Origin of the sequence: Pseudomonas fluorescens (genome assembly GCF_002022275.1) — a bacterium.
In the GTDB taxonomy this organism is placed as follows: Bacteria; Pseudomonadota; Gammaproteobacteria; order Pseudomonadales; family Pseudomonadaceae; genus Aquipseudomonas; species Aquipseudomonas fluorescens_AJ.
Map to the genome: position 1 here is coordinate 18,054 of NZ_MSDF01000058.1, position 21,682 is coordinate 39,735.

The 21,682-nt window shown below is 60.2% G+C and carries 23 protein-coding genes and 1 tRNA gene; 9 read left to right on the plus strand and 15 right to left on the minus strand.

Annotated features, from left to right (window positions below; all coding sequences use genetic code 11):
- Positions 1-9: 9 nt before the first annotated feature.
- From BFW87_RS28825 to BFW87_RS28845, 5 genes are read right to left on the minus strand one after another with little or no spacing between them, the layout of a single operon-like run.
- Positions 10-1,041 carry an ABC transporter ATP-binding protein gene (locus BFW87_RS28825; protein WP_078743113.1) on the minus strand — a complete coding sequence of 344 codons (1,032 nt, stop codon included), beginning with the start codon at positions 1,039-1,041 and terminating at the stop codon, positions 10-12.
- Complete coding sequence (locus tag BFW87_RS28830) at positions 1,038-1,832, minus strand: ABC transporter permease (protein ID WP_078743114.1); 795 nt, start codon at positions 1,830-1,832, stop codon at positions 1,038-1,040. The genes BFW87_RS28825 and BFW87_RS28830 overlap by 4 nt, the downstream gene beginning before the upstream one ends.
- Positions 1,829-2,638: an ABC transporter permease gene (locus BFW87_RS28835; RefSeq protein WP_078743115.1), complete on the minus strand. Its 810-nt coding sequence runs from the start codon at positions 2,636-2,638 to the stop codon at positions 1,829-1,831. The genes BFW87_RS28830 and BFW87_RS28835 overlap by 4 nt, the downstream gene beginning before the upstream one ends.
- Positions 2,639-3,643 carry an ABC transporter substrate-binding protein gene (locus tag BFW87_RS28840; protein ID WP_078743116.1) on the minus strand — a complete coding sequence of 335 codons (1,005 nt, stop codon included), beginning with the start codon at positions 3,641-3,643 and terminating at the stop codon, positions 2,639-2,641.
- Positions 3,627-4,646: a LacI family DNA-binding transcriptional regulator gene (locus tag BFW87_RS28845; protein WP_078743117.1), complete on the minus strand. Its 1,020-nt coding sequence runs from the start codon at positions 4,644-4,646 to the stop codon at positions 3,627-3,629. Before BFW87_RS28845 ends, BFW87_RS28840 begins: the two co-directional genes overlap by 17 nt.
- A 368-nt stretch (positions 4,647-5,014) precedes the next feature.
- Here BFW87_RS28845 and BFW87_RS28850 point away from each other — a divergent pair, with 368 nt between their 5' ends.
- Both BFW87_RS28850 and BFW87_RS28855 read left to right on the plus strand, forming a co-directional pair.
- Positions 5,015-6,112: a carboxynorspermidine decarboxylase gene (locus tag BFW87_RS28850; RefSeq protein WP_078743118.1), complete on the plus strand. Its 1,098-nt coding sequence runs from the start codon at positions 5,015-5,017 to the stop codon at positions 6,110-6,112.
- A gap of 28 nt (positions 6,113-6,140) precedes the next feature.
- The gene (locus tag BFW87_RS28855) at positions 6,141-7,385 is read left to right on the plus strand and encodes a saccharopine dehydrogenase family protein (RefSeq protein ID WP_078743119.1); all 1,245 of its coding nucleotides are present in this window, start codon (positions 6,141-6,143) and stop codon (positions 7,383-7,385) included.
- 199 nt (positions 7,386-7,584) lie between these two features.
- Here BFW87_RS28855 and BFW87_RS28860 read toward each other — a convergent pair whose 3' ends face one another.
- From BFW87_RS28860 to BFW87_RS28870, 3 genes are all read right to left on the minus strand, one after another.
- Positions 7,585-9,858 carry a hypothetical protein gene (locus BFW87_RS28860; protein ID WP_078743120.1) on the minus strand — a complete coding sequence of 758 codons (2,274 nt, stop codon included), beginning with the start codon at positions 9,856-9,858 and terminating at the stop codon, positions 7,585-7,587.
- Positions 9,859-9,909: 51 nt separating this feature from the next.
- A tRNA-Lys gene (locus BFW87_RS28865) sits at positions 9,910-9,984 on the minus strand.
- 248 nt (positions 9,985-10,232) lie between these two features.
- Positions 10,233-11,012: an IclR family transcriptional regulator gene (locus BFW87_RS28870; protein ID WP_078743121.1), complete on the minus strand. Its 780-nt coding sequence runs from the start codon at positions 11,010-11,012 to the stop codon at positions 10,233-10,235.
- A gap of 214 nt (positions 11,013-11,226) precedes the next feature.
- Here BFW87_RS28870 and BFW87_RS28875 point away from each other — a divergent pair, with 214 nt between their 5' ends.
- From BFW87_RS28875 to BFW87_RS28900, 5 genes are all read left to right on the plus strand, one after another.
- Positions 11,227-12,003 (plus strand): ABC transporter substrate-binding protein, encoded by a 777-nt coding sequence (locus BFW87_RS28875; protein ID WP_078743122.1) that lies wholly within the window; start codon positions 11,227-11,229, stop codon positions 12,001-12,003.
- Positions 11,996-12,658 carry an ectoine/hydroxyectoine ABC transporter permease subunit EhuD gene (gene ehuD / locus BFW87_RS28880; RefSeq protein WP_078743123.1) on the plus strand — a complete coding sequence of 221 codons (663 nt, stop codon included), beginning with the start codon at positions 11,996-11,998 and terminating at the stop codon, positions 12,656-12,658. The genes BFW87_RS28875 and ehuD overlap by 8 nt, the downstream gene beginning before the upstream one ends.
- Positions 12,655-13,407, plus strand: coding sequence for an amino acid ABC transporter ATP-binding protein (locus tag BFW87_RS28885; protein WP_078743124.1), 753 nt, complete (start codon positions 12,655-12,657; stop codon positions 13,405-13,407). The genes ehuD and BFW87_RS28885 overlap by 4 nt, the downstream gene beginning before the upstream one ends.
- The gene (locus tag BFW87_RS28890; RefSeq protein WP_078743125.1) at positions 13,404-14,672 is read left to right on the plus strand and encodes an NAD(P)/FAD-dependent oxidoreductase; all 1,269 of its coding nucleotides are present in this window, start codon (positions 13,404-13,406) and stop codon (positions 14,670-14,672) included. The genes BFW87_RS28885 and BFW87_RS28890 overlap by 4 nt, the downstream gene beginning before the upstream one ends.
- Before the next feature lie 592 nt (positions 14,673-15,264).
- A complete protein-coding gene (locus BFW87_RS28900; RefSeq protein WP_078743127.1) occupies positions 15,265-15,600 on the plus strand; it encodes a DUF6124 family protein in 336 nt (111 codons plus the stop codon).
- Positions 15,601-15,852: 252 nt separating this feature from the next.
- Here the strand turns inward: BFW87_RS28900 and glsB are convergent, their stop codons facing one another.
- The 4 genes from glsB to BFW87_RS28920 form a co-directional block, all read right to left on the minus strand.
- Positions 15,853-16,761: a glutaminase B gene (gene glsB / locus BFW87_RS28905; RefSeq protein WP_078743128.1), complete on the minus strand. Its 909-nt coding sequence runs from the start codon at positions 16,759-16,761 to the stop codon at positions 15,853-15,855.
- Between the two features lie 82 nt (positions 16,762-16,843).
- Positions 16,844-17,230, minus strand: coding sequence for a hypothetical protein (locus tag BFW87_RS28910; RefSeq protein ID WP_078743129.1), 387 nt, complete (start codon positions 17,228-17,230; stop codon positions 16,844-16,846).
- On the minus strand, positions 17,220-17,615 hold the full coding sequence (locus tag BFW87_RS28915) for a hypothetical protein (protein WP_139372526.1): 396 nt from the start codon (positions 17,613-17,615) through the stop codon (positions 17,220-17,222). The genes BFW87_RS28910 and BFW87_RS28915 overlap by 11 nt, the downstream gene beginning before the upstream one ends.
- Positions 17,616-17,688: 73 nt before the next feature.
- Positions 17,689-18,033, minus strand: a complete 345-nt coding sequence (locus BFW87_RS28920) for a hypothetical protein (protein ID WP_078743131.1) — start codon at positions 18,031-18,033, stop codon at positions 17,689-17,691.
- Between the two features lie 91 nt (positions 18,034-18,124).
- On the opposite strand from BFW87_RS28920, the gene BFW87_RS28925 reads away from it, so the two are divergent.
- Entirely contained in the window at positions 18,125-18,466 is a 342-nt protein-coding gene (locus BFW87_RS28925; RefSeq protein WP_078743132.1) for a hypothetical protein, read from the plus strand.
- A 133-nt stretch (positions 18,467-18,599) separates the two neighbouring features.
- Here the strand turns inward: BFW87_RS28925 and BFW87_RS28930 are convergent, their stop codons facing one another.
- Positions 18,600-19,010: a hypothetical protein gene (locus tag BFW87_RS28930; RefSeq protein WP_078743133.1), complete on the minus strand. Its 411-nt coding sequence runs from the start codon at positions 19,008-19,010 to the stop codon at positions 18,600-18,602.
- A gap of 109 nt (positions 19,011-19,119) precedes the next feature.
- On the opposite strand from BFW87_RS28930, the gene BFW87_RS28935 reads away from it, so the two are divergent.
- On the plus strand, positions 19,120-19,962 hold the full coding sequence (locus BFW87_RS28935) for an AraC family transcriptional regulator (protein ID WP_078743134.1): 843 nt from the start codon (positions 19,120-19,122) through the stop codon (positions 19,960-19,962).
- Here the strand turns inward: BFW87_RS28935 and BFW87_RS28940 are convergent.
- Complete coding sequence (locus tag BFW87_RS28940; RefSeq protein WP_078743135.1) at positions 19,959-20,930, minus strand: ABC transporter substrate-binding protein; 972 nt, start codon at positions 20,928-20,930, stop codon at positions 19,959-19,961. The two genes, BFW87_RS28935 and BFW87_RS28940, sit on opposite strands and share 4 nt — an antisense overlap.
- A complete protein-coding gene (locus tag BFW87_RS28945) occupies positions 20,923-21,681 on the minus strand; it encodes an ABC transporter ATP-binding protein (protein WP_078743136.1) in 759 nt (252 codons plus the stop codon). The genes BFW87_RS28940 and BFW87_RS28945 overlap by 8 nt, the downstream gene beginning before the upstream one ends.
- Position 21,682: the final 1 nt, after the last annotated feature.

Genomic DNA, 21,682 nt, shown 5'->3' on the forward strand with positions numbered 1-21,682 from the left:
CATAAGTTCTCACGCATTCAGGGTGAACAGCATGTGCGGCGCAATGGCCAGGGCAATCGGCGCACCGACGCGGTGCAACTGGTTGTCGCTGCTGTCCACCAGCAACGGTTGCGGGCCGCCGACGTCCACCAGCAGACGGTTTTGCGCGCCCTGGAAAAATTGCGCAACCAGATGGCCGTGCAGGTGCCCTTCGCTCTCCATCACCCGCAGGTGTTCGGGGCGGCAGTACACGGTGTTTGGCACATCAGCGTCATGCCACGGCAATTCGCCGCCGCAGACTTTCAGGCCATGGGCTGAATGCTCGATCACCGTGAAGGCATTCAGGTTGCCAACGAAGCCTGCGACAAATGCATTCGCCGGTTGCTGGTAGATTTCCCGTGGGCTGGCCAGTTGCGCGACACGCCCTTGCTCCATCACGAGGATGCGGTCGCCCAGGGCCATGGCTTCGCCCTGATCATGGGTGACGAATACCGAGGTAATGCCCAGGCCGCGCAGCAATTGGTCCAGCTCGCTGCGCAGGCGCTCACGCAATTGCGCATCGAGGGCGGCCAACGGTTCGTCCAGCAGCAACACCTTGGGCCGTGGCGCCAAGGCACGGGCCAGTGCCACACGTTGACGCTGCCCGCCGGACAATTCATGGATGCTGCGTTTGCCGTGGTTTTCCAACCCCACCAATTCCAGCAACTCTTCGCAGCGCTTGTTGCGCTCGGGCGCAGGCACGCCGCGAACCTTCAAGCCGTAAACGATATTCCCGGCCACATCGAGGTTGGGAAACAGCGCGTAATTCTGGAACACCATGCCCACGTCGCGGCGCTCGATGGGCAGGCGCGTCACGTCCTGATTCCCGAAAAACACCTGGCCTACATCCGGGCGCTCCAGACCAGCAATCAGGCGCAACGTCGTGGTTTTGCCGCAGCCTGACGGGCCGAGAATCGCGAGGGTTTCGCCGCCTTCGACGGTCAGGTTCAGGTCATGCACGGCCACGGTGCCGTCGGCGAACGCCTTGCGACAACCTTGCAGGCGGATAGTGATAGCGGTCATCGACGCTCTCCACGGGACAAACGGGCGCTGATGGCCTGCAGCGCGATCAGCAGCGGCACGATCATCAGCAAAAAGATAAGGGTGTAGGCACTAGCGATTTCCAGGCGCGCCGAGGCGTAGCTGTCGGCCAGGCCCACGGGCAAGGTTTTGGTCAGCGGCGTGTGCAGCATCCAGGTCAGGTTGAATTCACCCAGGGACAAGGTCACCACCATCAGCACGCCCGCCAGAATCCCTGCGCGGCAATTGGGCACCACCACGCTGAAAAAGCGCTTGATCGGGCCGGCACCGAGGCTGGCCGCCGCCTCTTCCAGCACCGGCAGTTGCTGGCGTTGCATCACCGCCATCACCGGCCGCACCAGAAACGGCAAGGTGAACAACACATGGCCGACGAGGATGAACAGCCAACTGCTGCGAAAGCTGCCGAACTGGCCGTAGGTCAACAGCAAGGCCAAGGCACTCGCCAACCCCGGCATCGCGACCGGCAGCACCATCAGTTCCTCGAAGGCGCGACTGAAGCGGTTGTTCATCCGCACCAAGGCGTAAGCCGCCGGCACGCCGATGACACAGACACACACCGCGCAGGCCAACGCCAGTTGCAACGACAGCCACACGGTGGGCGAATAGGCCTGCCACACCTGGATCAACCAGTCGAAGGTCAGGCCGCTGGACAGGCCGACGAAGAAGTTTCGGGTCACACCGGCCAGCAGCGACATCACCACGGGCACCAACATGAAGGCGCACACCAACAGGGTGAACAGCAGTTGAATCACGAACAGCGATGAGCGCTTCACAGGACCGTCCCCGCGTTTTTCACCAGCCGGCGCGTGAGCAGCAACACCGCCCACGTCACGGCGCCGAGCACCACCGACAGCGCGGCGGCGACGGCAAAGTTGGCGTAGTTGGTGAACACGTTATAGATCGCCACCGGGGTGACGTTGAGCCGCGTGCCGAGCGTAAACGCGGTGCCAAAGGCGCCCATGGATGTGGCGAAACAGATCGCCCCGCACGACGCCAACGCAGGCGCGAGCCCGGGCACGATCACGTCACACACCACGCGCCAATGCCCTGCCCCGAGTGAATGGGCGGCTTCTTCGAGGCTGCGGTCGAGGCTTTCGCAGGCGGCCATGACGGTGAGGATCACGCGAGGAATCGAGAAGTACAGATAGCCCACGAACAGGCCTGCCAGCGAGTAGGCGAAAATCCAACGTTCACCCACCAACTGCAGGCCGAGTGAAGCAAACAAACCCTGGCGCCCGGCCAACAGGATCACCAGAAAGCCCACCACCACGCCGGGAAACGCCAGCGGGAATGTCAGCAACGCCACCAGCGCCGAGCGCCCGAAGAACTGTTGGCGGGCGAGGAACACGCCGCTGATGCCGCCAATCACTAAAGCGACCAGCGTCACCACCACGGCCAGCACCAGCGTTTGCCCCAAGCTACCCAGATATTGCGCGCTGCTCAGCACCTGCCAGTAGCCGCTGCCGTTGCTGTCGCGGGTCTCGGTGCCAAGCACGATCAGATGCGCCAACGGCAACAGCCAGAACGCGAGCAGCACGGCGAACGCGGGGGCCAGTGCCCAGCCTGCGTGTTTGGCCACTTACTTGACCTCGTTCAAGTAACGGGCGGCGAAGGCTTCCTGCACGGCGGCCATTTTCTCGTAGTCCACTACACCGGCGCGGGCGTAATCGCTGTCGGGCAGGAACTGCGCGGCAACCTCGGCCGGCATTTTCATCGGACGCACCGGGCGTAGGTAGGCTTTGGCCCAAAGTGCCTGGCCCTCATCGGACAGCACAAAATCGAGAACCTTTTCGGCATTTGCGCGGTGCGGCGCGTTGACCACCAGGCTCATCACGTAGGGCACGCTGATGCTGCCTTCTTTGGGAATCACGAAGGCGACGTTGGCGTTGTCTTTGTAGTGGGCGCGGTAGGCGTTGAAGTCGTAGTCCACCAGAATCGGCAGTTCACCGGACAGCACCCGCGCATAAGCAGTTTGTTTGGGCACGATCGGCGCGTTTTTCGCCAGCTTCTGGAAGTAGTCGATGGCCGGCGCGAAGTTGTCGAGGTCGCCGCCAAACGCGCGGTTGATCGCGACTGCCGAGACGTAGCCGACGAACGCGCTGGACGGGTCGAGGTAGCCGACCATGCCTTTGTATTCCGGCTTGAGCAGGTCGGCCCAGCTTTGCGGTACCGGCAGCCCGCCCAGCGCATCGACGTTGACCATGATGCCCAAGGTGCCGGAGTGAATCGCGAACCAGTGGCCGGCCGGGTCTTTGAGGCCGGCCGGGATTTGCTCCCAGCCTTTGGGTTTGTAGGTATCGACCACCTCGGCTTTTTGCGCCTGCAAGCCGAAGGTCACGCCGTAATACACCACGTCGGCCACCGGCGCAGCCTTCTCGGCCACCAACTGGGCCAGGGATTGGCCGGAGTTCTTGTTGTCCAGCGGCACTTGCACCCCGGTGCTGGCGGCGATGGCTTTGAGTTGGGTGCCCCAGTCGGCCCAGTCTGGCGGGCAGTTGTAGCAAATCGCAGTCTCGGCGGCCTGGGCCAGGCTGGCCACGCCGCACAGCAGCACGGCTGCCAGGGTTTTACTGAACGCGCGCATCAAGCGTCTCCTCATGGGGTTGAGTGCTTTCGCCGGGCCGGATATGGCAAGGCAGGCAATGGGAAATCGGAGCTTCGCCGGCAATTTGCGCCAGCAGTTGGTCAATCACCGTGCTGGCAAGCAGCGCGATGGGCTGCACCACGCTGCACAGGGTCGGGTGCATCTGGGTGCCGAGGGCGATGCCGTCGAAGCCCATCACCGAGAGTTGCTCGGGGACGTTCCAGGCATTGCGGCGCAGTTCGGCGATGAGGCTGATGGCCAGGAAGTCGTTGGAGCAGACCAGTGCGGTGGGCGCTTCTGGACCTTGCAGGCAGGGCGCGATGGCGGCGAATTCGGCGCTGGTATGCGCCGGCATTTCGATCACCGGGCGGCTGTCGAGGCCGTATTCGTTCATCGCATCGCAATAACCGGCATAACGCAGGCGCGCACGGTCGGACTGCAACGCCGGCCCCGCCACCATGCTGATGCGCCGGTGCCCGGCCTCCAGCAGGTAACGCGTGGCCATCGCCATACCGGCGCGGTTGTCCACCGACACGGCGCTGTAATTGGGGTTGCCCGGTTGGTGATAGGCCAGCACGAACGGGGTTTTTTCGGTGTTCAGGCTGCTGAGCACGCTGTTGCTTTCGGCATCGGTCACAGTCAGCACCAGGCCATCGACGCGCTGGCGCAGCAGTTCTTCGACCACGATGCACTCACGCTCGCTGCTGTAGTCGGTGGTGGCTAGCAGCAGGCTATAGCCCCGCAATCGCGCGGCGCGCTCCATGGCCTGGAATTGCTCGGCGAACACCGGGTTGAGCAGGTTGGGGACTACCACGCCGATCAGTTGGGTGGTTTGCAGGCGCAGTTGGCGGCCGAGCAAGTTGGGCCGAAAACCCAGCTCACGGGCGGCGGAAAACACCTGCTCGCGGGTGGTTGGCCGCACTTGATCAGGTGAAGCAAAGGTGCGCGCGGCGGTGGCGCGGGATACGCCTGCCAGTCGGGCGACGTCTTTCAGGTCAGTCATTGTGTCTCGCTTGAGATCGATCTCATTGGCGAGGACAGTAGCGGGGGAATGTGGCAATTCGGAGGTGAGGAGATGACAGTTTGATGGCAGCTAGTAGCGGCGCCCTCTTCTGTCTGGAGGAGATCCAGTGTGGGAGCTGGCTTGCCTGCGATAGCGGTGGATCGGCCAATATAGCCGGCACTGAAAGACCGCTATCGCAGGCAAGCCAGCTCCCACATTGAACGGGGGCATGGCTATAGATGGTCATACTTAGCCGCTACGCTTGAAAACCAAGGGCAGCATTTTCCGCCCGCTAACCTTTCGATTCGATCCAAGTGCGGGCACAATGCGTGTCCTTTTTTGGCAGGCACCGCCGCAGGCTCTCAAAAATGATCAAAACGCCGTACTACCTCATCGATAAACAGAAGCTTCTGGTCAACATGCAGAAGATTGCTTACGTGCGCGAACAGTCCGGCGCCAAGGCTCTGCTGGCGCTCAAGTGCTTTGCGACCTGGTCGGTGTTCGACCTGATGCAGGAATACATGGACGGCACCACGTCGTCGTCGCTGTATGAGTTGAAGCTCGGCCGCCAGAAGTTCGAAGGTGAAGCACACGCCTACAGCGTGGCCTGGGCCGACGATGAAATCGAAGAGATGCTGCAGAACTGCGACAAGATCATCTTCAACTCGATCAGCCAGCTGCAGCGTTTTGCCGAGCGGTCCGAGGGCAAAACCCGTGGCCTGCGTGTGAACCCGCAGGTGAGCAGCTCCGACTACCTGCTGGCCGACCCAGCGCGCCCGTTCAGCCGTTTGGGCGAATGGGACCCGGTGAAGATCGAAGGCGTGATCGAGCAGATTTCGGGCTTCATGTTCCACAACAACTGCGAGAACGGTGACTTCAACCTGTTCGACCAGATGCTGAACACCATCGAAGAACGCTTCGGCGCGCTGCTGCACAAGGTCAACTGGGTCAGCCTCGGCGGCGGCATCCACTTTACCGGTGAAGGCTACGCCATCGACGCCTTCTGCCAGCGCCTCAAGGCGTTCTCGCAGAAGTACGACGTGCAGGTTTATCTGGAACCGGGCGAAGCGGCAATCACCAACAGCGCTTCGCTGGAAGTGACCGTACTCGACACCCTCTACAACGGCAAAAACCTCGCCGTAGTAGACAGCTCCATCGAAGCCCACCTGCTGGACCTGCTGATCTATCGCCTGAACGCCAAGCTGGCGCCGAGCGATGGTGAACACACCTATATGGTGTGCGGCAAATCCTGCCTGGCCGGGGACATCTTCGGCGAGTATCAATTTGATCGTCCGCTGACCATCGGCGATCGGCTGTCGTTCATCGACACCGCGGGCTACACCATGGTCAAGAAAAACTGGTTCAACGGCCTGAAAATGCCGTCCATCGTAGTGAAACAACTCGACGGTACAGTCGAAGTGGTTCGTGAATTTGGTTACGACGACTACCTGTCCAGCCTTTCGTAAGCTGGCGGATAAAGGAGAGATAAAGCAATTGAAAAAGAACGTTCTTATCATTGGTGCAGGAGGTGTCGCCAAGGTGGTGGCCCACAAGTGCGCGCAGCACAACGACGAACTCGGTCGTATTGCTATCGCGTCGCGCAACATCTCCAAATGCCAGGCCATCATCGACAGCGTCAAGGCCAAGGGTAGCCTCAAGGTACCTGCGGACATCCAAGCCTTCGCGCTGAACGCCCTGGACGTGGAAGCGACCAAGGCCCTGATCCGCGAGACTGAATCGCAGATCGTCATCAACGTCGGTTCCTCGTTCCTCAACATGTCGGTACTGCGTGCCTGCATCGACACGGGCGTGGCTTACCTCGACACCGCTATCCACGAAGAGCCGGGCAAGGTCTGCGAGACCCCGCCGTGGTACGGCAACTACGAGTGGAACCACCTGGAAGAGTGCAAACAGAAGAACATCACCGCCATTCTGGGCGTGGGCTTCGACCCGGGTGTGGTCAACGCTTATGCAGCGCTGGCAGCACAACAACATTTTGACCGCATTGATTCGATCGACATTCTCGACGTCAATGCCGGTTCCCACGGCAAATACTTCGCCACCAACTTCGACCCGGAAATCAACTTCCGCGAGTTCACCGGGCAGGTGTGGAGCTGGCAGAACAGCCAGTGGACCAGCAACACCATGTTCGAAGTCAAACGCACCGACGACCTGCCGGTTGTCGGTTCGCAGAACCTGTACCTGACCGGCCACGATGAAGTGCACTCGCTGTCGAAAAACCTCGACGTGCCCAACGTGCGTTTCTGGATGAGCTTTGGCGAACACTACATCAATGTGTTCACCGTGCTGAACAAGCTCGGCCTGCTCTCCGAAAAACCGGTCACCACCGCTGAAGGCCTGGAAGTCGTGCCGTTGAAACTGGTCAAGGCCGTGCTGCCCGATCCGTCTTCGCTCGCCCCCGGCTACACCGGCAAAACCTGCATTGGCGATCTGGTCAAAGGCACCAAGGACGGCAAGCCGCGCGAAGTCTTCATCTACAACGTGGCCTGCCACGAAGAAGCCTTCGCCGAAACCGACAGCCAGGGCATCTCCTACACCGCCGGCGTGCCGCCGGTAGCCGCTGCGCTGCTGGTTGCGCGTGGCGAGTGGGATGTGAAGCACATGGCCAACGTCGAGGAACTGCCGGCTGAGCCGTTCCTCAAAGCGCTGGACGTGATGGGGTTGCCGACTCGGATCAAAGACGAGAACGGTGATCGGGCTTGGGATGCGATTGCCTGACAGGCGATAGCTGACTGAACAAAAAAATGCGCCCTCAGGGGCGCATTTTTTGTTTGGGCTCGCACAATTCTCAAACCCAATGAAGATCCAAATGTGGGAGCGGGCTTGCTCGCGAATGCGGTGTGCCAGTCAACCCATTCGGTACTGACCCAGCGCTTTCGCGAGCAAGCCCGCTCCCACACTTGAATCTTTAGCGTCACTACTGCTCAACAGCTCGGATTGAAGTAACTTCCTGCGGGGGTAGTAACCAATGCCGCGTCGTTGTCCATCCCAGAAAAACTCTCGCACCGTCCTCAGTTGGAGCGCGCTGAGGCAATACTTCGCCAGCACAAGCCTTGCGCAAGCCGCTCATCAGCGGCAGGAATCTTTCTCGAAAAGCCACTGGCTGAATAGCGAAATAAGCCTCAATAGACGCCAAAGCATCTCTGCGATCATCTTCATCGAGCATCGCCAGGTAGAACACCATCTGGCGCCAGGCATAGGCGGTATTTTTTAGCATTATCAACCGAGCATGATAATGCTCGATCTTCACCTGATGCCGTCTACATATCCACTCAAAACACGCCTGCACCATGCTGCCTAATTTAGACCGTAGCAAAACCTTCAACCCAAGCGATTCAAACAATACCGCAAGGTTCTGCGTGGTTAAAATCTGCTGCTGCTCAAGAATGGTGCCATTGGTTGCCGGATGCCAAGCGCCTAACTCAGCTCCCGCACGCCTCGCGCACAAGGCCGCGAACGCATCGCTCGCCACTCGCGCTTGTCGCCGCCCTCGGGTGACGAGGCCGGCCAGCTCGTCGGTATCAATGGCGTAGTAACGTATATAAAGTGACCCTGCTATCACCGGCCCCGCTCGCCTGGCAGCGTCAGCGAACTTACTGGAAAACTGCCCCATGAAGATATCTGCAGCGACCTCTTCCACGAAGGGAAGATCTAGTTCCGCAGTGTCCGCCAGTGCTCCATACTCCTTGAGAAGCTTGTTAGGAAGGATAGCGTAAGGGAAGGCATGAAGCGTTAATGCCGCTGACTCAACGAGGGATTGTCTGGCGACACTGGCTGCACCAATGCCTGACTGACGGTCGCGCTCAATTGCAGCAATCCAGGGCAACTCACTCAGGCCAACCTGACGCTCAAGATTCAACAGCAATAATGAACGCCGCCGACGGAACGCCCGGTAGGTCGAGGCGTAGACCATCCTCAACGCTTCGTCCCGCAACCCCGAGCTACTAAGCTGAGCGGTCATCGCGGGCAGCACCCGTGCGACTGTGTCACCCGAAGTGATCAGCCCATGCTTGATCAGTTCGCTAATAGTCCCGCTGCGACAGCGTTGAATACGGCGCAGGATCGCCGTTGGTATCGCGACACCCTCGGCCTGTGCACATTCCGATGCCTCCGCAGCAGTGAGCGGCGCGGCCAAATCGACAAAATCCGAAATGCCACTTTGCGCTGGATACTTGGACAGACGCTTTGCCACGACACGCGCAATTAGATGATGCTCTGGCCCCGCCACCTGGCGAAGCTGGTTCGCGCGGAACGCTAAGTGAGAGGCAGAGTCCGGAGTGCCATGTTTGCGCACGAAGTCATCGACAATTCGTCGTATACGACCTACCTGACGCCCTGTGAGCGATTCAGCATTGCGGGAGCATTGCTCCAGTAAAGAAAACAGTTCCGCCAAGCGGTCAGGGGAGCACCTGTCGATGCCAAGTTTTTTATAATTTTCCTCCAGTTCGGCCGCCTGCTCGTGCCACTGAGGTGGGTAATGACGGCAAGGCCAGCCAGCCTGATAAGTCAGGAGGAAATGTGCGATGGCTGAATCATAAAGGGGTATCCGTCTTGTGATCGCCTGTTTCTGCACAGCGATCTGAGTCTGAGCAGGCAAGGTTATAAGAGACTGCTTCACCTCACCCGCGTCAACGACATGTACCTGCGTGGCGCAGATCGGAAGCTGCGTAGAGATAGACGGAAAGAAACGCAATCGGTCAAAAAAAGGAACAATGGCCTCTATGAGGGCACGCGCCTCGTCAGTACGCCGCTGGCCTGACAACCAAGCCACGGTCAGTAACGCTGCCTCTTCCGGGACATCTACTCGATAGTCACAACTGGCCAGAAGCTGATGCAGCGCATCAAGACCGTCATCTGTGAGATGCCAGGCATTGATATCCAACCGCTCAAACCCTCGACGAATCCCCGGGAGGGAGGCGGCCAGTTCACGCTCATAGTCGGTCAATTCGCCACCTGCCAACAGATTACCGGTAGCGAACCCCCCTGTAGTTACTTCCAGCGTAACCCAGGCGGGAACCTCAGCAATCGGGGTACGAGAGCCATACTCTGCGGTGCTTTGCAGAATGCGCGCAATAACCTGTTTCCAGCGCGAGATGCGTCTGCGGGCATTAAAACGGGCGAGAGGGCTACAAGTTTGATCGTGCGCAAGCAGTGCCCTGGACAACTGGAAGACTGCATAACCTGCATCCATGCTAGTCACTCCATGTGATCTGGAAGTATGTCCAGACTGCTGTGTAATGGATGGGTCCGGAGGCTGGATTCGAACCAGCGCCCACCCGGTTAAGAGCCGAGTGTTCTACCGCTGAACTACTCCGGAACAGTGGGCGCATTGTCGAGCAATGCCTTGAGAATGTGAAGGACCCCTACCCTTATTAAGATTTAACTGACATAGATGTTTGCTTTCCTACAGGCACCCATAAATTTCAAAGAATACTGAAGATCAAAATGTGGGAGCGGGCTTGCTCGCGAATGCGGTGTGCCAGTCACTGCACCTGGCGACTGATACATCGCTCTCGCGAGCAAGCCCGCTCCCACATTAAATTTGCTGTGTTCTTGAGAATGGGGCTATTCAAGATTGCGCGCAGAATTGCTCAACGCCCTCGAACACTGCAACAGTGCCGGCGCCAGCTGCTTCTCCGCATCCGCCCTGCTCCACCGACTGGTCGGCGCCACCACATGCACCGCAGCCACTGGCCGACCATTCGCACCCAGAACGGGCGCGCCGATGGTCATGTCGCCGAGGAACAGCTCCTGGCCATTCACCGCGTAGCCCTGCTCGCGCACTAGCTGCAACGACTCCAGAATCTGGTCAACTTCAGTCAACGTCTGGCTGGTATGAGCAATGCGCTGGCTGTTCTCGATCAACACCAGCGCCTCGTCATGCGGCAACGCGCTCAAATACGCCCTTCCCGACGCCGTGCAATACATCGGCACTCGCGACCCGATCGGCATGTGCACCGGCACAAAGCCCGAGCTGACAAACCGCGCGATGTAGGTCATGTCGCAGCCCGCAGGCTCGGTCAGGCACGAGGTTTCGCCGGTCAAACGCGTCAACTCCGACAGAAACGGGTTGGCCACCTCGATCAACGAATGCGCATCCAGATAGCTGAACCCCAACTCCAGCACCCGCGGTGTGAGTTGGTAATGCCGTGTGCGCGAGTGTTTCCGAAGGTAACCCAGGCTTTCAAGCGTAAACACCATGCGCTGGGCCGAGCTTTTGGTCATGCCGGCGGCCTCGGCCACCTCTGCGAGGCTCATGCTGCGGCGCTGGGCGCTGAATGCCTTGAGCACCGACAGGCCTTTTTCCAGGGATTGGTTATGCAAGCTGCTGCGTTCTTCAGGCATGGCGAACTCGTGGTCAGGTCGATCCGGATGGCGATATTTCTACCCTAAATTACAAAAATAGACCACTAAATATCGCATATCGATACGAATGGTTCATTTAGTCTGTTTTCTGTAGCGACATACGATTTATATCAATCGAAATGGCACAGAGCTTGCGATTTCATTGGCAGCCGCTCGCGGTACTGACTTTCCGTTTTCCTTCTGGAGTAACCCGATGAACAGTCTTTCGCCCTTGTTTCGCCGCTTCGCCTTTGGTCTGTGCGCCACGCTTTGCGTAACAGCAGTGCACGCAGAAAGTGCGTCCTCGTACAAAGTCGGTGCAACCGCCAGCGGCTCGCCGTTTACCTTCCTCGATATCAAGAGCAACAGCATTCAGGGCGTGATGGTCGATGTGGCTAACGCGGTGGGCAAGGCCGGTGGCTTCACCAGTCAGATTGAGCAGACCAACTTTGCCGCGCTGATCCCCTCCCTCACCTCCGGCAAACTCGACTTCATCGCCGCCGGCATGCTCAAGACCGAAGAGCGCACCAAGGTCGTCGATTTCAGCGCCCCGGTGTACGCCTACGGTGAAGGCCTGATCGTCAGCGCCGACGACACCACCGCCTACCCGGACCTGATGCCGCTCAAGGACCAGATCGTCGGCGTGCAGGTCGGCACCGTGTTCTACGACCAACTGAACAAGCTCGGCATCTTCAAGGAAATCCGCACCTACGACTCCATCGGCGAGATGGTCCGCGACCTGTCCCTGGGCCGTATCAAAGCCGCTGTCGGCGACCAGCCAGTGGTGGCCTACCAGATCCGCCAGAAGCTGTTCAAAGGCGTGAAACTCGCCCCTGACTACAAGCCGACCAACGTTGGCGAAGTGTGCCTGGTGGTGCGCAAGGGCGATGCCGAAACCCTCAACCGCCTGAACACCGCCATCGCTGGCATCAAGGCCGACGGCACGCTCGCCGCCATCCTCAAGAAGTGGGGGCTTGATACCCATGAATGAGTTTCTGCAAAACGCCCAGGACTTCCTGCCGATTTTGCTGCAAGGCGCCCTGGTGACGATCCAGATTACCGTGCTGTCGTTCCTGCTCAGCAGCGCCATCGGGCTGGTGCTGGCGCTGCTTAAACTGTCGCCGATCCGCGCGCTGTCGTGGTCGGCCAGCACCGTGATCAACGTGATCCGGGGGCTGCCGATCATCGTGCAGCTGTTTTACATCTACTTCGTACTGCCGGACATGGGCGTGCACCTCACCGCGTTTTATGCGGGCGTGATCGGCATGGGCATCGCTTACTCGGCGTATCAAGCGGAGAACTTTCGCACCGGCATCATCGCCGTCGAACAGGGCCAGCGCGAAGCCGCCGAAGCGCTGGGCATGCGCTCGGCGTTGATGATGCGCCGAGTGATCCTGCCGCAAGCGTTTCGCATCGCCCTGCCGCCCTACGGCAACACGCTGGTGATGATGCTCAAGGACTCCTCACTGGTGTCCACCATCACCGTTGCGGAGATGACCCGCCAGGGCCAACTCATCGCCTCCTCGACCTTCCAGAACATGACCGTCTACACCTTGGTCGCCCTGCTCTACCTGCTGATGAGCCTGCCGCTGGTGTATGGCCTGCGCCGCATGGAACAGCACCTGAGCCGGAGGAAAAAAGCATGATCGAGATACGCCAACTGCAAAAACATTACGGCAGCCACCGCGTGCTGCACGGCGTGGACCTGGACGTGGCCAAGGGCGAAGTGGTGTGCCTGATCGGCCCGTCGGGCTCGGGCAAATCCACCCTGCTGCGCTGCATCAACGCGCTGGAAGCGTATGACGGCGGCACCATCAACGTGTTCGGTGAAACCGTGCAACGCGCCAGCAAAACCGTGCACGCGTTGCGCAGCCGCATGGGCATGGTGTTTCAGCGCTTCAACCTGTTCCCCCATCGCACCGTGCTGGAAAACGTGATGGAAGGCCCGGTGTATGTCAAAGGCGAGCCACCGAAACAAGCGCGTGAAGAAGCCTTGGTGCTGCTGGAAAAGGTCGGCCTGAGTGCCAAGGCCGATGCTTACCCGGAACAACTCTCCGGCGGCCAGCAACAGCGCGTCGCCATCGCCCGCGCCCTGGCGATGAAACCCGAAGCCATGCTGTTCGACGAACCCACCTCGGCGCTGGACCCCGAACTGGTGGGCGACGTGCTGGCAGTGATGCGCACCCTCGCCGATGAAGGCATGACGATGATCGTGGTCACCCATGAAATGGGCTTCGCCCGCGAAGTGGCCGACCGCGTGTGCTTCCTGCATGGCGGCTACATCGTCGAAAGCGGCGCGGCCGAGCAGGTGCTGGGTAACCCGCAGCATCCGCGCACCCAGGACTTTCTGCGGCGCGTGCTGCACCCCACTGGCGATACGCGGAGCCTGTCATGAAGTCATTGTGGTCGGCGACAGCCCCGTCGGTGGTTTCAACGCCTGCGTTGAGTGAGTCGGTGAAGGTGGATGTGGCGATTGTCGGCGCGGGGTATACCGGGTTGTCCACGGCGCTGCATTTGGCCGAGCGTGGCGTCAGTGTGTGCGTGCTGGAGGCCAATGAACCGGGCTGGGGCGCATCAGGGCGTAATGGTGGGCAGGTCAACCCCACACTTAAATATGACCCGCAGCAACTGGTGCAGATGTATGGGCCGGAACGGGCTGAGCCGTTGATTTCGACGGTGTCGAATTCGGCGGATCTGGTGTTCAGGTTGATTGAGCGCCACGGCATCGATTGCGCACCGGTGCGCAAGGGCTGGATGCAGGTTTCGTACACTGAAAAAGGCGTGGCCGGGTTGCATGCGCGCGCGGAACAATGGGCCCGCCGAGGTGTGCCCGTGCAGACGCTGGATGCCACAGCGGTCGCTTCGCGCATGGGCAGTGAAGCGTTTGCCGGAGGCTGGTGGGACGGTCGCGCTGGAGCGATTCAACCGTTGGCGTATGCCCGTGGGCTGGTCGGCGCCGCATTGGCGGCCGGCGTACAGATTCACGGGAACAGCGCCGTGACAGGAATGCAGCGAATCGGGTCTGGCTGGCAACTGCATACGGCTGGCGGCGCGCAGGTCAACACCGATCAAGTGGTGCTGGCCACCAATGGCTACAGCGGCAATTTGTGGCCGGGGATGGCGCAGAGCATTCTGGCGGCGAACAGTTTTATCGTCGCCACCAAGCCGTTGAGTGGGCGCGCGGCAGAGCGCATTTTGCCGGGTCAGGAAACCGTTTCGACCGCGCAGCGCTTGCTGCTGTATTTTCGCAAGGACAGTCATGGGCGCTTGCTGATGGGTGGGCGTGGCCTGTTCAACGACCCCACCGCGCCGGCAGATTTCGCGCACCTGGAGCGTTCGTTGGCGTTGCTGTTTCCGCAGTTGGGGCCGCTGGAGTTTGAGTATCGCTGGGCCGGACGCATAGCGATCACACGGGACTTCATGCCCCACGTACATGAACCCGCACCGGGGCTGACGTTGGCGTTGGGCTGCAACGGCCGTGGCATCGCACTGTGTACCAGCCTGGGCCAGCAATTAGCTGGGCGTTTGTGTGACAGCCAGGCCGACTTTGCCTACCCGGTGACACCGTTGCAGCGCTTGCCCATGCACGGCTTGCAGCGGTTTTACATCGGCGCGGGCGTGGCGTGGTACAGCCTGCTGGATCGACTCAATATCAACTAACCCACCGCCCCTGATTGGAACCGGCCCTCTGTGGCGAGGGAGCTTGCTCCCGCTGGGCTGCGCAGCGGCCCCACCACCTGCAAGCACAGTGCGCCTGATACACCGAGAGGCTGACAGAGGGGCCGCTTCGCGCCCCAGCGGGAGCAAGCTCCCTCGCCACAGGTTTTTTGCCCGGCTTATCGACCGCGTTTCGCGCATGGCTCGCGGTCTTTATCCTCGTCGCTGAATAAGCAGATGAGTACGAAAATCGAATAATTCAGGGTGGCGATAAATGGTGCGCCGGGTTTGCGACTCTCGGAAATTTCCGACAAGGGATTCAGGTTGTGGCTCGGAAAGGTGCTGACTAACCTCTCCGCCGTCGCTGCCAAATCAGCGATCGGATTTGACCGTCCGACTTCAAAGAGCAAGTGCGCCAACACCGATCTTGGGCGTTTTTTTTACGCCTGATGTATCGTGTCGCGGCAGCTGTACGCGGGATACCTTCGGGTATGCCGGTTTTGCTCCTTGGCCGGTCGGTCAACCCGCGTATAGCTGCCACCCTATTTCGTTTGACCGCGAATCGTGGCAGCTCCATTTATAAAGGAGCCATACCATGATTAAAGACAGTCCAAATCCCCCAGGCCACCCAGACTTCGACACCAGCACCCTGCACGAGGTGGCCTACCGCGCAATCAATCACTACCTAAACCCCGGCAAACCCATCCCCGAATCCAGCGAAGGCCTCTTCACCGTGCGCGCAGATCTAGGCACGGAAACGCTGCTGGTCAACGCGTCCCAAGACCTGGCGTCCCTCTGCGATATTGCCAACCACATGGCCTTTGAAATCGAGGGTTCCCAACGCAATGTCGCGCTGGGCATCTGCCGCATGCTGGAAGGTGTGCAGTTGCTGGTAGACAAGGCGCTGAACGTCGCGCACCCAACGACTTGAAACAGATCGTTCCCACGCTCTGCGTGGGAATGCCGCCCCGGACGCTCCGCGTCCTGCTCTGCGTAAGGTGACGCGGAGCGTCACGGGATGCATTCCCACGCAGAGCGTGGGAACTATCAGGCGTACCTTGAGATGGCGGAGTGTCAGTCACGTAATGCATCGCTGATCCATCGCCTTCGCGGGCAAGCCCGCTCCCACGGGGGAATGGTGGTGTGGGTAGATCGCATTCCAGCAGGTCAGCGCCAGCACACCTTAGAACACCGACCACCCAATCCGCTCACTCAACAGCTCCAGCGCCTTCATCCCCGCCAGCGAATTCCCCGCCGCATTCAGCTCCGGCGACCACACGCACACCGTAAACTGCCCCGGCACCACCGCAACAATCCCGCCGCCAACCCCGCTCTTGCCCGGCAACCCCACGCGATACGCGAAATTCCCCGCTTCGTCATACAGCCCGCTGGTGGCCATGATCGAGTTGACTTGCTTGGTCTGGCGCGCGGTCAGGATCTGCTCACCGCTGTGGGCGCTCACGCCTTCATTGGCAAGAAAGCTGAAGGCTCGGGCCAGGTCCAGGCAGCTCATCTGCAGCGCGCAGTAGTTGAAGTAACTGTGCAGCACCGCGTCCACGTCATTGTGGAAGTTGCCGAACGACTTCATCAGGTAGGCCATGGCCGCGTTGCGTGCGCCGTGCTGGGCTTCGGAGTCGGCGACGACGCTGTTGACCAAAATCTGCGGGTTGCCCGACAGGCGACGCACGAAGTCGCGCATCGACAGGATCGGCACGGCAAAACGTGACTGGTTGATGTCGCAGATCACCAGCGCACCCGCGTTGATGAACGGATTACGCGGGCGGCCGCGTTCGAATTCCAGCTGCACCATGGAGTTGAACGGTTGCCCGGACGGCTCGTGGCCCAGGCGCTCCCAGATGGTTTCGCCGCCGTGGTCGATGGCCTGCACCAGGCTGAACACCTTGGAAATGCTCTGCACCGAGAACAACGTGTCGGCGTCGCCTGCGCAGTAGGCCGCGCCGTCGTTGCCGTACACGGCGATGCCAAGCTGGTTGGCCGGCACATCGGCCAGCGCAGGGATGTAGTCGGCGACTTTGCCGAGGCCGATCAGTGGGCGCACTTCGTCGAGAATCGACTCCAGCAACGCCTGCATGTCTTGTCCTGTCATCTGTCTTTGAATCGGTGATAAGCGGGGCGCGGAGGATACCTGAAACACAAGGGTGTGCGGTGGGGCGCTAGCGCACGTGAAGCCCGTCCTGATCCCGGTAGTACATCAGCGACTCGAATTGAAATGACACCACAAAAAAAGCGACGGAGCGGGCCGTCAGCTGCTCTACCAAGGCTCTGATCTCAGCGAAGGGATCGGCGTCTTCTGGTGCAGAACCTTTTATTCGTAGATAAATACGAGTGCTCACTGGAAACGCCAAACCATGATTACCCTCCGCGCGAATATCGGGGTCATCCACTTCATCGCTCGCGGTCAGGTAAAGGCCAGAATGAAATCGGGCGTACATAGGCCATTCACTCAGATACATCTCAGTAACACCAACGGCCTGCACAGCATCCGCCAATTGAGCCCTGGACAACCGCTTGTCCGCTTCAAGATGAATATCAAGCCCCATGCCCTTCGCCCTCCAACATCGTGAGAAGGCGTTGCCCATCAGCCTCGCAGGCGTTTTCATCGAGAAATAAAAGATCTTCAGAAAGCCCCGACTTCAACGTGATACCCACCACAAAATCACGCCCCGTAGCGCCAGCCAAGCCCTTTGCGCAAGCGATCAACTGCGTGATTTGAAGTGGGCCAACCTGATTCAAGGGAAGATTGAGACCGATAAACCAATCACTCAGGTCATCGTGTCCCATCTGAAGTGTATGTGCTTGCTGGTCATTCACCAGCACGGCGCGATACGGTGCCCAATTGGCAACCAACGCGCTGAAAGCGTCGATCAGCAGCGGTTCGATCGTGTGATTATCAGATCCATCGACGTAGCAATAAAGCATCTGCATAGTGTGCATCCCCCGTCAGCGCAGGGGCGATTCTAGCGCAAACCCTGCGATATCCAGGCATAACGGGAGCAACTCAATGCGCTCGAAAGCCCCACACTATCTCTACCACCCGCTCGGCAATCACCAGATAAACCAGGATCAGCACCCCCTGTAGCGCGAGGTGATAGCGCAGTTTGGCCAGCCGGCGAATGCCGTCGCTGACGTTCAACAACATCAGCACCGTGGACAGGATGATCAAGCCCCAGCCCGCCACGCTGGAGGCGAACACACCGATGAATAATTCACGCTGGCCGAGCAAGGTGTTGGTCCCCGCAGCAAACAGCAGCGCGCACACCAGCAGGTTCTTCACATTGTCGAAGATCTGCGTGCTCAGGTCGTTTTCCAGCAGGTTCAGGTAGCGCTTCCATAACGTATGCATGGGTCAGTTCCGGGTAGGGATCACTCGTCAGTCAAAGTAGCCCAATAGCCCGTACACTGCACCGCTGCGCTTACTCCACGAGGACTTTTGCATGAAATTGATGATTGGCTTGGCCGCCCTGCTGCTGGTTTCGGCCTGCTCAAGCAACTCGCACACTCCCGCACTGGACGCCACTGCCTCCGCTTGCCTGGCGGGCGGTGGCACGATGAAGCAGGTCGGCAAGTTGCAGCGCTGGCAATGCATCACGCCGTACAAGGACGCCGGCAAGGCCTGCACCGATTCAAGCCAGTGTGAGGGTGAGTGCCAAACCAGCGTGACCACGCAATCGGGCAAAGGCCCAGTGACAGGCGCGTGCCAGGTTGATAACAGCCATTTCGGCTGCTCGGCGACTGTAGAAAAAGGCCAGCTTGGCCGGGCGATTTGCGTGGACTGAGCCACACCTCGGTTCAATGTGGGAGCTGGCTTGCCTGCGATGGCGGTGGGTCAGGCGGCATCTCTTTTAGCCATGCCGCCGCCTTCGCAGGCAAGCCAGCTCCCACAGAGAATTGCAGTGCCGGCAATTCACCTCAAAAATACGCCACATCCGACACCTGCTCATCCAGCACATCCCGCGCCAGTGCCCAGGCGCGGTCTTTGGATTCCACCACCAGCAGCGGGTAGCCCCAGGCCTTGCCGAACGTCACGGCAAAGGGTTTGAGCGCCAGGCGTTTGGCTGCGCTGGGTTCCACCTGGATCATGCCTTTGACGAACGTGCGCAGCGCCGGTTTGTTCTTCTTCATCCAGATGGCTGCCTGTTTACGCTCTTCGTGGGAGTGTTCGTGGTTACTTTCATCCACGGCTTTTTCGTGCAGCAGCAGGAAGGGTTGCTGCCGCGCGAGCAGGCCTGCGAAGGTGAGGAAAGTATCGTCTGGGCCGCCTTCGTTGGGTGCATCGAAGACGATTTTGACCACAGGGAAGGTTGTGCTGTCGAGTCGCATGGCAGAGCTCCTGAATGAGAGTGGATCTCACTATAGTGATCACGCCACTGGACGGCATTGCACAGAATAGCCAGAATGTTTCGCAATTCAGCCAAGCTGTGAATTCGCCATGAAACGCCACCGCCTCGACCTGCGCGACCCGCAAATGTCCAAAGACGCCGACCTGATACCCCGCGCCGTGGTTGCCGTGGGCGCTACGAGCACGGCCGAAAGCTGGGAGCATGAACAGCATTCCCATCGCAAGGCACAGCTGATGTACACCCTGCGCGGGGTGATTCATTGCGAAATCGAAGCGGGTATCTGGATCGTGCCGCCGCAGTGCGCACTGTGGATTCCTGGCGGCATGTCTCATGCGGCGCGTGGTTCCGGCGAGGCGCACGTCTATTGCCTGCTGGTTGACCCGGACGCTTCGGACACGCTGCCCCGGCAATGTTGCACGTTGGGCGTTTCAGGGTTGTTGCACGAGTTGATCACCAAAGCCGTGAGCTTCCCGCAACTGTATGACGTTGAAGGCGCCCAAGGCCGTTTGATAGACACGCTGCTGGATGAGCTGGCGCAAGCGCCGATCGAAGACCTGCACCTGCCCATGCCCCAGGACGCACGGCTGCGCCGCCTGGCGGACAGCCTGCTCGCCAACCCGGGCGACAAGTCCACCCTGGGCCAATGGGCCGTGCGTATCGGCATGAGCGAGCGCAGCATGACGCGGTTGCTGTTGGAGGAATTGGGCTTGAGTTTCGGGCGCTGGCGCCGGCAGTTGCATGTGATCCTGTCACTGCAACGCCTGGCCAAGGGGGAAAGTGTGCAGCGTGTGGCGCTGGACCTCGGTTATGAGAACGCCAGCGGCTTCATCACCATGTTCCGTAAAGCCGTGGGGCAACCCCCGGCGCGTTACCTGGCGGACCGCATGGGCTCGAACGACAATGCCGGGCTGCCCGGCATTGCCATGGATTAAGGCGTCGGGAACGCAGCGGCGTCGGTGATCTTTGCCACATCGACACGATGCGGAAAGATCTTCTTCTCGACGAACAAATCGTCCACCTGCTGCAACGCCTGCACATCCCGCGCTTCCACCGGCTGCAAGGTCTCATCGCCCCATTTGCGCAGCAACTTCGATACGCCCAGCGGAATGTCGTTGGCCTTGGCAAACACCCGCGCGTATTCGTCCGGGTTCTTCTGCGCCCAGTCGAAGGCCTTGGCAAAGCGTTGCAACATGTCGCTCAGGGCCTTGCGCTTGAGCGGGTCGGTGAGCACTTCGTCAGAGGCGGTGATAAACGTCAGGCCCGTGTTGATGCCCTCGCCCGTGATCAGTACGCGCGCGCCCTGCTCCTCCGCGAAGGCCTGATACACGCCAAAAGTGGCCCAGGCTTCGATCTTGCCGGCATTGAATGCAGGCAACGCATCGGTGGGCAGCACGAAGCCGACCTTGACGTCCTGCTCGGCAACACCCGCATCGGCCAGTGCGCGAATCAGCAGGTATTGGGAAATGCTGCCGCGTGCCGACGACACCACCACATTGCGCCCTTTCAGATCCGCCACGCTGCGGATCGGCGAGTCGGGCGGCACCAGAATCGCAATACCGCGCGATTGGCTGCGACGCACCGCAACAATGCGCAACGGCGTGCCGCCAGTGGCAGCGGCCAGAACTGGCGTATCGCCTGCCGGACCGAGGTCCACAGCGCCTGCGCGCAGGGCTTCAAACAGCGGTGCGGCGCCCTGGAAGTTGGCCCATTCGACTTTGTAGTCGATGCCATCCAAGGCGTGGGCGGCTTCGACCACCGTGCGCAAGCCTTTGGCCTGGTCGCCCAGAATCAAGGTGACGCCGGATAAATCCGAGGATGACTTCGGCGCCTCAACGGCCTTATCGCAGCCACCGAGCAACAGCGCAGCGCCCAACAGCGCAACGATTTTCAAATCAACCATGAGCGAACCGCCTTACGTTATCGCTGACCGCTCGCGCCGCCAGCGCATCCACCTCAACGCCGAGCAGGCCCAACAGCCGTGCGCGAATCGCCTGAAAACCGTCCTGACCCGTGTCGCGAGCACGGGGCAAATCGATGGTCAGTTGCTCGGCAATCTTGCCGTCGGCCAGCACAATTACGCGGTCGGCCAGCAGGATCGCTTCGTCCACGTCGTGGGTCACCAACAGCACCGCTGGCGTGTGTTTGCGCCACAGTTCGATGATCAGCCGATGCATCTTGATGCGTGTCAGGGCGTCCAGCGCGGCGAAGGGTTCGTCGAGCAGCAGCAACTTGGGCTCGCGCACCAAACCTCGGGCCAACGCAACACGCTGGGCTTCGCCACCGGAAAGGGTCGCCGGGTAAGCGTCGAGCCGATGCGCCAGCCCCACTTCGGTCAGGGCTTGCACCGCGCGCGCCTTGGCGTCGGGAATGCGCAGGCCGAGGATCACGTTTTTCCACGCGCGCTTCCACGGCATCAGGCGTGGTTCCTGAAACACCGCCGCCCGCGCCTTGGGCACCAACAACTGGCCGCTGTCGATGCTGTCGAGCCCGGCCAGGCTGCGCAGCAAGGTGGTTTTGCCCGAGCCGCTGGCGCCGAGCAACGCCACGAATTCACCGGGCGCAATGTCCAGGTCCAGGCCGTCGATGACCCGTTGCTCGCCGAATTGGCGCACCACGTTTCGCAGTTGCACCGGCGCTTCAAGTGTCGACATA

What these genes read in the sequence shown, in the direction of transcription:
- BFW87_RS28870 (WP_078743121.1), bottom strand. Translation starts at nt 11,012, where the DNA reads ATGCCTGAAGAACGCAGCAGCTTGCATAACCAATCCCTGGAAAAAGGC.
- BFW87_RS28930 (WP_078743133.1), bottom strand. Translation starts at nt 19,010, where the DNA reads ATGCGACTCGACAGCACAACCTTCCCTGTGGTCAAAATCGTCTTCGAT.
- BFW87_RS28925 (WP_078743132.1), top strand. Translation starts at nt 18,125, where the DNA reads ATGAAATTGATGATTGGCTTGGCCGCCCTGCTGCTGGTTTCGGCCTGC.
- BFW87_RS28845 (WP_078743117.1), bottom strand. Translation starts at nt 4,646, where the DNA reads ATGACTGACCTGAAAGACGTCGCCCGACTGGCAGGCGTATCCCGCGCC.
- BFW87_RS28840 (WP_078743116.1), bottom strand. Translation starts at nt 3,643, where the DNA reads ATGCGCGCGTTCAGTAAAACCCTGGCAGCCGTGCTGCTGTGCGGCGTG.
- BFW87_RS28940 (WP_078743135.1), bottom strand. Translation starts at nt 20,930, where the DNA reads ATGGTTGATTTGAAAATCGTTGCGCTGTTGGGCGCTGCGCTGTTGCTC.
- BFW87_RS28885 (WP_078743124.1), top strand. Translation starts at nt 12,655, where the DNA reads ATGATCGAGATACGCCAACTGCAAAAACATTACGGCAGCCACCGCGTG.
- BFW87_RS28825 (WP_078743113.1), bottom strand. Translation starts at nt 1,041, where the DNA reads ATGACCGCTATCACTATCCGCCTGCAAGGTTGTCGCAAGGCGTTCGCC.
- BFW87_RS28915 (WP_139372526.1), bottom strand. Translation starts at nt 17,615, where the DNA reads ATGCAGATGCTTTATTGCTACGTCGATGGATCTGATAATCACACGATC.
- BFW87_RS28920 (WP_078743131.1), bottom strand. Translation starts at nt 18,033, where the DNA reads ATGCATACGTTATGGAAGCGCTACCTGAACCTGCTGGAAAACGACCTG.
- BFW87_RS28935 (WP_078743134.1), top strand. Translation starts at nt 19,120, where the DNA reads ATGAAACGCCACCGCCTCGACCTGCGCGACCCGCAAATGTCCAAAGAC.
- BFW87_RS28875 (WP_078743122.1), top strand. Translation starts at nt 11,227, where the DNA reads ATGAACAGTCTTTCGCCCTTGTTTCGCCGCTTCGCCTTTGGTCTGTGC.
- BFW87_RS28860 (WP_078743120.1), bottom strand. Translation starts at nt 9,858, where the DNA reads ATGGATGCAGGTTATGCAGTCTTCCAGTTGTCCAGGGCACTGCTTGCG.
- BFW87_RS28910 (WP_078743129.1), bottom strand. Translation starts at nt 17,230, where the DNA reads ATGGGGCTTGATATTCATCTTGAAGCGGACAAGCGGTTGTCCAGGGCT.
- BFW87_RS28850 (WP_078743118.1), top strand. Translation starts at nt 5,015, where the DNA reads ATGATCAAAACGCCGTACTACCTCATCGATAAACAGAAGCTTCTGGTC.
- glsB (WP_078743128.1), bottom strand. Translation starts at nt 16,761, where the DNA reads ATGCAGGCGTTGCTGGAGTCGATTCTCGACGAAGTGCGCCCACTGATC.
- BFW87_RS28945 (WP_078743136.1), bottom strand. Translation starts at nt 21,681, where the DNA reads ATGTCGACACTTGAAGCGCCGGTGCAACTGCGAAACGTGGTGCGCCAA.
- BFW87_RS28890 (WP_078743125.1), top strand. Translation starts at nt 13,404, where the DNA reads ATGAAGTCATTGTGGTCGGCGACAGCCCCGTCGGTGGTTTCAACGCCT.
- BFW87_RS28900 (WP_078743127.1), top strand. Translation starts at nt 15,265, where the DNA reads ATGATTAAAGACAGTCCAAATCCCCCAGGCCACCCAGACTTCGACACC.
- ehuD (WP_078743123.1), top strand. Translation starts at nt 11,996, where the DNA reads ATGAATGAGTTTCTGCAAAACGCCCAGGACTTCCTGCCGATTTTGCTG.